At 63.5% G+C, this 11,010-nt stretch carries 10 protein-coding genes; all 10 read left to right on the top strand.

Translation table 11 applies throughout. The features are described 5' to 3' along the window. Window positions 1-221 precede the first annotated feature (221 nt). The 10 genes from J7573_RS24185 to nuoJ all read left to right on the top strand — a co-directional run bounded on the left by J7573_RS24185 (window position 222) and on the right by nuoJ (window position 11,009). Window positions 222-884: a lysoplasmalogenase gene (locus J7573_RS24185; RefSeq protein ID WP_294340879.1), complete on the top strand. Its 663-nt coding sequence runs from the start codon at window positions 222-224 to the stop codon at window positions 882-884. A gap of 381 nt (window positions 885-1,265) precedes the next feature. Continuing rightward, window positions 1,266-1,679 carry an NADH-quinone oxidoreductase subunit A gene (locus J7573_RS24180; RefSeq protein WP_011534614.1) on the top strand — a complete coding sequence of 138 codons (414 nt, stop codon included), beginning with the start codon at window positions 1,266-1,268 and terminating at the stop codon, window positions 1,677-1,679. Between the two features lie 10 nt (window positions 1,680-1,689). Beyond that, on the top strand, window positions 1,690-2,367 hold the full coding sequence (locus tag J7573_RS24175) for an NADH-quinone oxidoreductase subunit B (protein ID WP_027920598.1): 678 nt from the start codon (window positions 1,690-1,692) through the stop codon (window positions 2,365-2,367). Window positions 2,368-2,446: 79 nt separating this feature from the next. After that, a complete protein-coding gene (nuoC, locus tag J7573_RS24170; RefSeq protein ID WP_027920599.1) occupies window positions 2,447-4,228 on the top strand; it encodes an NADH-quinone oxidoreductase subunit C/D in 1,782 nt (593 codons plus the stop codon). Between the two features lie 2 nt (window positions 4,229-4,230). After that, complete coding sequence (nuoE, locus tag J7573_RS24165; protein WP_003251433.1) at window positions 4,231-4,728, top strand: NADH-quinone oxidoreductase subunit NuoE; 498 nt, start codon at window positions 4,231-4,233, stop codon at window positions 4,726-4,728. After that, window positions 4,725-6,086 carry an NADH-quinone oxidoreductase subunit NuoF gene (gene nuoF / locus J7573_RS24160; protein ID WP_294340870.1) on the top strand — a complete coding sequence of 454 codons (1,362 nt, stop codon included), beginning with the start codon at window positions 4,725-4,727 and terminating at the stop codon, window positions 6,084-6,086. Before nuoE ends, nuoF begins: the two co-directional genes overlap by 4 nt. A 133-nt stretch (window positions 6,087-6,219) precedes the next feature. Continuing rightward, the gene (gene nuoG, locus J7573_RS24155) at window positions 6,220-8,934 is read left to right on the top strand and encodes an NADH-quinone oxidoreductase subunit NuoG (protein ID WP_294340868.1); all 2,715 of its coding nucleotides are present in this window, start codon (window positions 6,220-6,222) and stop codon (window positions 8,932-8,934) included. Continuing rightward, window positions 8,931-9,938, top strand: coding sequence for an NADH-quinone oxidoreductase subunit NuoH (nuoH, locus tag J7573_RS24150; RefSeq protein ID WP_027920602.1), 1,008 nt, complete (start codon window positions 8,931-8,933; stop codon window positions 9,936-9,938). Before nuoG ends, nuoH begins: the two co-directional genes overlap by 4 nt. Before the next feature lie 11 nt (window positions 9,939-9,949). Next, window positions 9,950-10,498, top strand: coding sequence for an NADH-quinone oxidoreductase subunit NuoI (nuoI, locus tag J7573_RS24145; protein ID WP_003251442.1), 549 nt, complete (start codon window positions 9,950-9,952; stop codon window positions 10,496-10,498). A 10-nt stretch (window positions 10,499-10,508) separates the two neighbouring features. After that, window positions 10,509-11,009: an NADH-quinone oxidoreductase subunit J gene (gene nuoJ, locus J7573_RS24140; protein ID WP_027920603.1), complete on the top strand. Its 501-nt coding sequence runs from the start codon at window positions 10,509-10,511 to the stop codon at window positions 11,007-11,009. The last annotated feature ends 1 nt before the right edge of the window (window position 11,010 follow it).

Raw genomic sequence — 11,010 nt, 5'->3', positions numbered from 1 at the left:
CCTTGCTGCTGGGCTGCCACAAGCATAGCTCTGATCCTGGGAATTGCTTCAGCCTGTACCGGCCCTTTCGCGGGCACGCCCGCTCCCACAGGAACTGCGCACAGTTCGAAGGCTGTGGTGATCCTGTGGGAGCGGGCGTGCCCGCGAAAGGGCCGGTACAGGCTGAAGCAATTCCCAGGATCAGAGCTATGCTTGTGGCAGCCCAGCAGCAAGGACCGCCCATGCCCCGTCCAAGCCACCTGATGATGCTCGCCCTGGCCGCCGTCGCCCTCTATCTATATGCACTGGCCAGCGACAAGGCCCTGCTCGGCCTGCTGGCCAAGCCCATTCCAGTCATGGCATTGATTGCCTGGCTGTACACCGCCCCCGTCACACCCTATCGCCGCTGGATCACCATCGGCTTGGCGTTCTCGGTATTGGGCGACATCCTCCTGGCCATCCCTCAGGATCTGTTCGTGTTCGGCCTGGCCGCCTTCCTCTGCGCCCACCTGGCCTACCTGCGCGCCTATTGCGGCAAAACCCTGCGCCCCGCCCTGCCCGCGCTGCTGTTGAGCGCCTTCACCGGCATCACCCTGTTCGGCGTGCTCGCCAGCCACGGCCTTGGCCCGCTGCTGGCCCCGGTCGCGGTCTACGCACTGGCCATCAGCGCCATGCTCTGGCGCGCCCTCGCCTGCGGCGGTGTTGCCGCATTGGGCGCCTGCCTGTTCGTGTTCTCCGACAGCCTGATCGGCATCGACCGCTTCGTCAGCCCGTTCGCTGCCGCGCCGTACCTGATCATCCTCGCCTACTGGCTCGGCCAGTGGGCAATTGCATCGTCAGCCCGTCATGGCTCAACCGATAAAGTATTGACCCAGAGCGGTGCGCGCGGCATCGGGAGCTGCTAGAACACGAGTATTTCGCATTTACAAGTAGGGGGAATCTGCAGATGAACTTTACAAGACACAGAACAGGCAAATTTAAAGGCATCAGGTCAAATGATATTAATTATCATTACGAAGTTTGTAATTCGTTACCACTCGCAAGAAACATAATTAACAAAACCGCATGCAATGCCCGAATCTCAAGGCTTTCAGCCAGTTAGGCGCGGGTTTTGTTCTAAATCCTACGAATAAATTTGCAACGGAAATTTTACTTGCATCGGGTTTACCCATAAAATCAGCCCGATTGATTCAGCTGCGACATTTGGTCACTGCACCTGCGACACCACGTCGCCGCTCTACTTATTTCAGACTGCAGAGCTGGGTCTCTGTATAAGGATCTCTAGCATGTCCGATTCGGCAGGACTCATCGCCCACAACTGGGGCTTTGCCATCTTCCTTCTGGGTGTCGTCGGCCTGTGTGCCTTCATGCTCGGTCTCTCCAGCCTGCTCGGTAGCAAGGCCTGGGGCCGCGCCAAGAACGAACCCTTCGAATCCGGCATGCTGCCCGTCGGCAGCGCCCGCCTGCGCCTGTCCGCCAAATTCTATCTGGTCGCGATGCTGTTCGTGATCTTCGATATCGAAGCCCTCTTCCTGTATGCATGGTCTGTGTCCGTCCGCGAAAGCGGCTGGACCGGATTCGTCGAAGCACTCGTTTTCATAGCAATTCTGTTGGCTGGTCTTGTCTACCTATGGCGCGTCGGAGCTCTTGACTGGGCACCCGAAGGTCGCCGCAAGCGGCAAGCGAAGCTGAAACAATGAGGCTTTGGCAATGCAATACAATCTCACCAGAATCGATCCGGATGCGCCCAACGAGCAATACCCGGTAGGTGATCGGGAAACCGTCACCGACCAGTTGCTCGAGGACCAGGTCCACAAGAACATCTTCATGGGCAAGCTTGAAGATGTGATGCGTGGCGCGGTCAACTGGGGTCGCAAGAACTCCCTCTGGCCGTATAACTTCGGCCTGTCCTGCTGCTACGTGGAAATGACCACGGCCTTCACGGCACCCCACGACATCGCCCGCTTCGGCGCCGAAGTCATCCGGGCATCGCCGCGTCAGGCCGACTTCATGGTCATCGCCGGTACCTGCTTCGTCAAGATGGCGCCGATCATCCAGCGCCTGTACGAGCAGATGCTCGAACCGAAGTGGGTCATCTCCATGGGTTCGTGCGCCAACTCCGGTGGCATGTACGACATCTACTCGGTCGTTCAGGGGGTCGACAAGTTCCTCCCCGTGGACGTCTACGTGCCTGGCTGCCCGCCACGCCCTGAGGCTTTCCTGCAAGGCTTGATGCTGCTGCAGGAGTCGATCGGCCAAGAACGACGCCCGCTTTCCTGGGTGGTTGGTGATCAAGGCATCTACCGTGCCGAGATGCCAGCCCAGAAAGACCTGCGTCGTGAACAGCGCATTGCGGTAACCAACCTGCGCAGCCCCGACGAAGTCTGATCCAGCGACCTGCCGCCCGCTCCCGATGGAGCCGGCGGCCTGGCTTCATTCTTAACGCTGACCCAAAGCGACCGAGACCATGACAGCGGACAACGCTATTTTCATTCCGCCCTACAAGGCTGACGACCAGGATGTGGTCGTCGAACTGCACAACCGTTTTGGCGCCGACGCATTCGTCGCCCAGGAAACCCGCACCGGCATGCCCGTGCTGTGGGTCAAGCGCGCCCAGCTCAAGGAAGTGCTCAGCTTCCTGCGCGGCGTGGCCAAACCGTACAGCATGCTGTACGACCTGCACGGCGTCGACGAGCGCCTGCGCACCCAGCGCCGCGGCCTGCCAGCTGCCGACTTCAGCGTCTTCTACCACTTGCTGTCGGTTGAACGTAACAGCGACGTGATGATCAAGGTGTCGCTCAGCGAAGGCGACCTGAACCTGCCTACCGTGACCGGCATCTGGCCAAACGCCAACTGGTACGAGCGCGAAGTCTGGGACATGTTCGGCATCGACTTTGCCGGCCACCCGCACCTGAGCCGCATCATGATGCCGCCGACCTGGGAAGGTCACCCGCTGCGCAAGGACTACCCGGCCCGTGCCACCGAGTTCGACCCCTACAGCCTGACCCTGGCCAAGCAGCAGCTTGAAGAGGAGTCGGCGCGCTTCAACCCGGAAGCCTGGGGCATGAAGCGCCAGGGCGCCAACGAGGACTACATGTTCCTCAACCTCGGCCCGAACCACCCTTCGGCCCACGGTGCCTTCCGTATCGTCCTGCAGCTGGACGGTGAAGAGATCGTCGACTGCGTACCTGACATCGGCTACCACCACCGTGGTGCCGAGAAAATGGCCGAGCGCCAGTCCTGGCACAGCTTCATCCCCTACACCGACCGTATCGACTACCTCGGCGGGGTGATGAACAACCTGCCGTACGTGCTCGCGGTCGAGAAGCTGGCCGGCATCCAGGTGCCGCAGAAGGTCGACGTGATTCGCATCATGCTGGCCGAGTTCTTCCGTATCACCAGCCACCTGCTGTTCCTGGGTACCTACATCCAGGACGTCGGCGCCATGACCCCGGTGTTCTTCACCTTCACCGACCGCCAGCGCGCCTACACCGTGATCGAAGCGATCACCGGCTTCCGCCTGCACCCGGCCTGGTACCGCATCGGTGGCGTCGCCCATGACCTGCCACGCGGCTGGGACAAGCTGGTCAAGGACTTCGTCGAATGGCTGCCCAAGCGCCTCGACGAGTACACCAAGGCCGCCCTGCAGAACAGCATCCTCAAGGGCCGTACCATCGGTGTTGCCGCGTACAACACCAAGGAAGCCCTGGAGTGGGGTACCACCGGTGCCGGCCTGCGTGCCACCGGTTGCGACTTCGACCTGCGTAAAGCACGCCCGTACTCCGGCTACGAGAACTTCGAGTTCGAAGTGCCGCTGGCCCACAACGGCGATGCCTACGATCGCTGCATGGTCCGCGTCGAGGAGATGCGCCAGAGTATCCGCATCATCGACCAGTGCCTGCGCAACATGCCGGAAGGCCCGTACAAGGCGGACCACCCGCTGACCACGCCGCCGCCGAAAGAGCGCACCCTGCAGCACATCGAAACCCTGATCACGCACTTCCTGCAAGTCTCGTGGGGCCCGGTCATGCCGGCCAACGAGTCGTTCCAGATGATCGAGGCGACCAAGGGCATCAACAGTTACTACCTGACGAGCGATGGCGGCACCATGAGCTACCGCACCCGGATCCGTACCCCGAGCTACCCGCACCTGCAGCAGATCCCTTCGGTGATCAAAGGCAGCATGGTCGCCGACCTCATTGCGTACCTGGGCAGTATCGACTTCGTTATGGCTGACGTGGACCGCTAAGCATGAACAGCACGCTTATCCAGACAGACCGTTTCGCCCTGAGCGAAACCGAGCGCTCGGCCATCGAGCACGAAATGCATCACTACGAGGACCCGCGCGCGGCGTCCATCGAAGCCCTGAAGATCGTCCAGAAGGAACGTGGCTGGGTGCCGGACGGCGCCATTCACGCCATCGGCGAAGTGCTGGGCATCCCGGCCAGCGACGTCGAGGGTGTCGCCACCTTCTACAGCCAGATCTTCCGCCAGCCGGTTGGCCGTCACATCATCCGCGTGTGCGACAGCATGGTCTGCTACATCGGCGGCCACGAATCGGTGGTCAGCCAGATCCAGAGCGAGCTGGGCATCGGCCTCGGCCAGACCACTGCCGACGGGCGTTTCACCCTGCTGCCGGTGTGCTGCCTGGGCAACTGCGACAAGGCCCCGGCGCTGATGATCGACGACGACACCTTCGGTGACGTGCAGCCGGCTGGCGTTTCCAAACTGCTGGAGGGTTACGTATGACCATTACTTCCTTCGGCCCGGCCAACCGCATCGCGCGTTCGGCCGAAACCCACCCGCTGACCTGGCGCCTGCGTGATGACGGCGAGCCGGTCTGGCTGGCCGAGTACGAGTCGAAGAACGGCTACGCCGCTGCCCGCAAGGCACTGGCGCAGATGTCCGCCGACGACATCGTGCAGAGCGTCAAGGACTCCGGCCTCAAGGGCCGTGGTGGCGCGGGCTTCCCCACTGGCGTGAAGTGGGGCCTGATGCCCAAAGACGAATCCATGAACATCCGCTACCTGCTGTGCAACGCGGACGAAATGGAGCCGAACACCTGGAAGGACCGCATGCTGATGGAGCAACAGCCCCATCTGCTGGTCGAGGGCATGCTGATCAGCGCCCGCGCCCTGAAGGCCTACCGTGGCTACATCTTCTTGCGTGGCGAATACACCACTGCGGCGAAGAACCTCAACCGTGCCATCGACGAAGCCAAGGCCGCAGGCCTCTTGGGCAAGAACATCCTCGGCAGCGGTTTTGATTTCGAGCTGTTCGTGCACACCGGTGCCGGCCGCTACATCTGCGGTGAAGAAACCGCACTGATCAACTCGCTGGAAGGCCGCCGCGCCAACCCGCGCTCCAAGCCGCCCTTCCCTGCCGCCGTAGGCGTCTGGGGCAAGCCGACTTGCGTGAACAACGTCGAAACCCTGTGCAACGTCCCGGCCATCGTCGCCAACGGCAACGACTGGTACAAGTCGCTGGCCCGTGAAGGCAGCGAAGACCACGGCACCAAGCTGATGGGCTTCTCCGGCAAGGTGAAGAACCCGGGCCTGTGGGAACTGCCGTTCGGCGTCACCGCCCGCGAGCTGTTCGAAGACTACGCCGGTGGCATGCGCGACGGCTTCAAGCTCAAGTGCTGGCAGCCAGGCGGCGCCGGTACCGGCTTCCTGCTGCCCGAGCACCTCGACGCACAGATGTACGCCGGTGGCATCGCCAAGGTCGGCACCCGTATGGGTACCGGTTTGGCTATGGCGGTCGACGACAGCGTCAACATGGTCTCGCTGCTGCGCAACATGGAAGAGTTCTTTGCCCGCGAGTCGTGCGGCTGGTGCACCCCATGCCGTGACGGCCTGCCGTGGAGCGTGAAGATGCTGCGCGCGCTGGAGAACGGCCAGGGCCGCGCCGAAGACATCGAGACGCTGCTGGGGCTGGTCAACTTCCTCGGCCCAGGCCGTACCTTCTGTGCTCACGCACCGGGTGCCGTCGAGCCATTGGGCAGTGCCATCAAGTACTTCCGCTCGGAGTTCGAGGCCGGTGTGGCGCCTGAAAGCGCTGGCACCCTGCGCCCGAACCTGGCGAAGCCGATCGTAGTCGGCGCATAAAAAGACAGACCGCGGGTGGTCCGTGCCACCCGCCGGCCTCGCAGGCTCGCCGTAAAGATTGGCGACGAGCCGCAGGCCCACCGATTTCCATTAGCCACGCCCGCTCACGCGGGCCAACGAAGAACTTTGAACAATGGCCACTATCCACGTAGACGGCAAAGCGCTCGAAGTCAACGGTGCGGACAACCTGTTACAGGCGTGTCTGTCACTCGGCCTCGACATCCCTTATTTCTGCTGGCACCCGGCGCTCGGTAGCGTCGGTGCCTGCCGGCAGTGTGCGGTCAAGCAGTACACCGACGAGAACGACACCCGTGGTCGTATCGTCATGTCCTGCATGACCCCTGCCTCCGACGGCACCTGGATTTCCATCGACGATGACGAATCCAAGGCGTTCCGCGCCAGCGTCGTCGAATGGCTGATGACCAACCACCCGCACGACTGCCCGGTGTGCGAGGAAGGCGGTCACTGCCACCTGCAGGACATGACGGTAATGACCGGCCACAACGAGCGCCGCTACCGTTTCACCAAGCGTACCCACCAGAACCAGGACCTCGGCCCGTTCATCGCCCATGAGATGAACCGCTGCATCGCCTGCTACCGCTGCGTGCGCTACTACAAGGACTATGCCGGTGGTACCGACCTGGGCGTGTACGGCGCCCACGACAACGTGTACTTCGGCCGCGTCGAAGACGGCGTGCTGGAAAGCGAGTTTTCCGGCAACCTGACCGAGGTCTGCCCGACCGGCGTGTTCACCGACAAGACCCACTCCGAGCGCTACAACCGCAAGTGGGACATGCAGTTCGCCCCAAGCATCTGCCACGGTTGCTCCAGCGGCTGCAACATCAGCCCGGGCGAGCGCTATGGCGAACTGCGCCGGGTCGAAAACCGTTTCAACGGTTCGGTCAACCAGTACTTCCTGTGCGACCGCGGCCGCTTCGGCTACGGCTACGTCAACCGCAAGGACCGCCCGCGCCAGCCACACCTGGCCGACGGCACCAAGCTGGGCCTGGACGCCGCCCTGGACAAAGCCGCTGACCTGCTGCGCGGCCGCACCATCGTCGGTATCGGCTCGCCACGCGCCAGCCTCGAAAGCAACTACGGCCTGCGTGAGCTGGTCGGCGCCGACTACTTCTACTCCGGTATGGAAGCTGGCGAACTGGCCCGCGTGCGCCTGGCCCTGAACGTGCTGAACAACAGCCCGCTGCCTGTGCCGACCCTGCGCGACATCGAAGACCACGACGCCGTGTTCGTGCTCGGTGAAGACCTGACCCAGACCGCTGCCCGCGTTGCCCTGGCCGTGCGCCAGGCCACCAAGGGCAAGGCCGAGGCCATGGCCGAAGCCATGAAGGTTCAGCCGTGGCTCGACGCCGCAGTGAAAAACATCGGCCAGCACGCGCTGTACCCGCTGTTCATCGCCTCGCTGGCTGAAACCAAGCTGGACGACGTTGCCGAAGAATGCGTGCACGCGGCCCCGGCGGACCTCGCCCGCATCGGTTTCGCCGTGGCCCACGCCATCGACCCGAGCGCACCGGCAGTCGCCGGCCTGGACGACGAAGCCAAGGCCCTGGCCCAGCGCATCGCCGATGCCCTGGTCGCCGCCAAGCGCCCACTGGTCGTCGCCGGTACCTCGCTGGCTGACCCGGCACTGATCGAAGCCGCCGCCAACATCGCCAAGGCCCTGAAGCTGCGCGAGAAGAACGGCTCGCTGAGCCTGGTGGTGCCTGAGGCCAACAGCCTCGGCATGGCCATGATGGGTGGCGAGTCGGTGGATGCCGCACTGGACGCCGTCATCAGCGGCAAGGCCGACGCCATCGTCGTGCTGGAAAACGACCTGTACGCCCGCGTACCGGCCGCCAAGGTCGATGCTGCCCTGGCCGCAGCCAAGGTGGTGATCGTCGCCGACCACTCCAAGACCGCCACTGTCGACCGCGCCCACCTGGTGCTGCCGGCTGCTTCCTTCGCCGAAGGCGACGGTACCCTGGTCAGCCAGGAAGGCCGTGCCCAGCGCTTCTTCCAGGTGTTCGACCCGCAGTACCTGGACAGCAGCATCCTGGTTCACGAAGGCTGGCGCTGGATGCACGCCCTGCGTGCCACCCTGCTCAACAAGCCGGTCGACTGGACCCAGCTGGACCACGTCACCAGCGCCTGCGCCGAAGCCGCCCCGCAACTGGCCGGCATCGTCAACGCCGCGCCAAGCGCCGCGTTCCGCATCAAGGGCATGAAGCTGGCCCGTGAGCCGCTGCGCTACTCCGGCCGTACCGCCATGCGCGCTAACATCAGCGTGCACGAGCCGCGTACCCCGCAAGACAAGGACACCGCGTTCGCCTTCTCCATGGAAGGCTACTCGGGTTCGGCCGAACCGCGCCAGCAGGTGCCGTTCGCCTGGTCGCCGGGCTGGAACTCGCCGCAAGCCTGGAACAAGTTCCAGGACGAGGTCGGTGGCCACCTGCGTGCCGGTGACCCGGGCGTGCGCCTGATCGAATCGCAAGGCGATCGCCTGAACTGGTTCAACGCCATCCCGGGCGCCTTCAACCCGGCCCGTGGTACCTGGACTGCGGTACCGTTCTACCACCTGTTCGGCAGCGAAGAGAGCTCCTCGCGCGCCGCCCCGGTGCAGGAGCGCATCCCGGCCGCCTACGTCGGCCTGGCCAAGTCCGAGGCCGACCGCCTGGGTGTCAACGACGGCGCACTGCTGAGCCTGAACGTTGCCGGTGTGGCCCTGCGCCTGCCGCTGCGCATCAATGAAGAACTGGGCGCTGGCCTGGTTGCCCTGCCCAAAGGCCTGGCCGGCATCCCGCCTGCCATCTTCGGTGCATCCGTCGAAGGTCTGCAGGAGGCAGCACAATGAGCTGGTTCACCCCCGAAGTGATCGATGTGATCCTCACCGTGGTCCGGGCCGTCGTGGTCCTGCTCGCGGTGGTGGTCTGCGGCGCGCTGCTCAGCTTCGTCGAGCGGCGCCTGCTGGGCTGGTGGCAGGACCGTTACGGTCCGAACCGCGTCGGCCCGTTCGGCATGTTCCAGATCGCTGCCGACATGCTGAAGATGTTCTTCAAGGAAGACTGGAACCCGCCCTTCGTCGATCGCATGATCTTCACCCTGGCGCCAGTGGTGGCCATGAGTGCCCTGCTGATCGCCTTCTGCGTGATCCCGATCACCCCGCTGTGGGGCGTCGCCGACCTGAACATCGGCCTGCTGTTCTTCTTCGCCATGGCCGGCCTGTCGGTCTACGCGGTGCTGTTCGCCGGCTGGTCGTCGAACAACAAGTACGCCCTGCTGGGCAGCTTGCGTGCCTCGGCACAGACCGTGTCGTACGAAGTGTTCCTGGGCCTGGCGCTGATGGGCGTGGTGGTGCAGGTGGGTTCGTTCAACATGCGCGACATCGTTGAATACCAGGCACAGAACCTGTGGTTCATCATTCCGCAGTTCTTCGGCTTCTGCACCTTCTTCATCGCTGGCGTCGCCGTGACTCACCGTCACCCGTTCGACCAGCCGGAAGCGGAACAGGAACTGGCCGACGGCTACCACATCGAGTATGCCGGCATGAAATGGGGCATGTTCTTCGTCGGTGAGTACATCGGCATCATCCTCATCTCGGCGCTGCTGGTGACCCTGTTCTTCGGCGGCTGGCACGGCCCGTTCGGCATCCTGCCGCAACTGTCGTTCCTGTGGTTCGCCCTGAAGACCGCGTTCTTCATCATGCTGTTCATCCTGCTGCGCGCCTCGATCCCGCGCCCACGCTATGACCAGGTGATGGACTTCAGCTGGAAGTTCTGCCTGCCGCTGACCCTGATCAATTTGCTGGTGACCGCTGCGATCGTGCTCTACAACACGCCAGCCGTCGCGGCCCAGTGAGGATTTGACCCATGTTCAAGTATATCGGCGACATCGTTAAGGGCACCGGCACCCAGCTGCGCAGCCTGGCAATGGTGTTCTCCCACGGGTTCCGCAAGCGCGACACCCTGCAGTACCCCGAAGAACCCGTGTACCTGCCGCCGCGCTACCGCGGCCGCATCGTCCTCACCCGCGACCCCGATGGCGAGGAGCGCTGCGTGGCGTGCAACCTCTGCGCGGTGGCCTGCCCGGTCGGCTGCATCTCGCTGCAGAAGGCCGAGACCGAGGACGGCCGCTGGTACCCGGAGTTCTTCCGCATCAACTTCTCGCGCTGCATCTTCTGTGGCCTGTGTGAAGAAGCGTGCCCGACCACCGCGATCCAGCTGACTCCGGATTTCGAAATGGCCGAGTTCAAGCGTCAGGACCTGGTGTACGAGAAAGAAGATCTGCTGATCTCCGGCCCCGGCAAGAACCCTGACTACAACTTCTACCGTGTTGCGGGTATGGCGATCGCTGGCAAGCCGAAGGGCTCTGCACAGAACGAAGCCGAGCCGATCAACGTGAAGAGCTTGCTCCCATAAGGACAGAAAGATGGAATTCGCTTTCTACTTCGCATCCGGGATCGCCGTGGTCTCCACCCTCCGGGTGGTGACCGGCACCAACCCCGTGCACGCCTTGCTGTACCTGATCATCTCGCTGATTTCCGTCGCGATGATCTTCTTCGCCCTGGGTGCGCCGTTTGCCGGCGCCCTGGAAGTGATCGCCTACGCCGGCGCCATCATGGTGCTGTTCGTGTTCGTGGTGATGATGCTCAACCTCGGGCCGGCTTCGGTCGCCCAGGAGAGGGGCTGGCTCAAGCCCGGCATCTGGGCCGGGCCGGTGATCCTGGCCGCCCTGCTGCTGCTGGAGCTGCTGTACGTGCTGTTCGTCTCGCCGAGCGGCGCGGCCATCAGCGGTACCACCGTCAGCCCGAAAGAAGTGGGTATCAGCCTGTTCGGCCCGTACCTGCTGGTGGTCGAACTGGCCTCGATGCTGCTGCTGGCTGCAGCCGTCACCGCCTTCCACCTGGGCCGCAACGAGGCGAAGGAGTAAA

Source organism: Pseudomonas sp., from assembly GCF_017744435.1.
Taxonomy (GTDB): domain Bacteria; phylum Pseudomonadota; class Gammaproteobacteria; order Pseudomonadales; family Pseudomonadaceae; genus Aquipseudomonas.
This window is presented reverse-complemented; position numbering and strand designations above follow the sequence as displayed.

Excerpts from the sequence above, each read along its gene's own strand:
- J7573_RS24175 (WP_027920598.1), top strand. The coding sequence starts at position 1,690 with ATGCAATACAATCTCACCAGAATCGATCCGGATGCGCCCAACGAGCAA.
- J7573_RS24185 (WP_294340879.1), top strand. The coding sequence starts at position 222 with ATGCCCCGTCCAAGCCACCTGATGATGCTCGCCCTGGCCGCCGTCGCC.
- nuoI (WP_003251442.1), top strand. The coding sequence starts at position 9,950 with ATGTTCAAGTATATCGGCGACATCGTTAAGGGCACCGGCACCCAGCTG.
- nuoE (WP_003251433.1), top strand. The coding sequence starts at position 4,231 with ATGAACAGCACGCTTATCCAGACAGACCGTTTCGCCCTGAGCGAAACC.
- nuoJ (WP_027920603.1), top strand. The coding sequence starts at position 10,509 with ATGGAATTCGCTTTCTACTTCGCATCCGGGATCGCCGTGGTCTCCACC.
- nuoG (WP_294340868.1), top strand. The coding sequence starts at position 6,220 with ATGGCCACTATCCACGTAGACGGCAAAGCGCTCGAAGTCAACGGTGCG.
- nuoF (WP_294340870.1), top strand. The coding sequence starts at position 4,725 with ATGACCATTACTTCCTTCGGCCCGGCCAACCGCATCGCGCGTTCGGCC.
- nuoH (WP_027920602.1), top strand. The coding sequence starts at position 8,931 with ATGAGCTGGTTCACCCCCGAAGTGATCGATGTGATCCTCACCGTGGTC.
- nuoC (WP_027920599.1), top strand. The coding sequence starts at position 2,447 with ATGACAGCGGACAACGCTATTTTCATTCCGCCCTACAAGGCTGACGAC.
- J7573_RS24180 (WP_011534614.1), top strand. The coding sequence starts at position 1,266 with ATGTCCGATTCGGCAGGACTCATCGCCCACAACTGGGGCTTTGCCATC.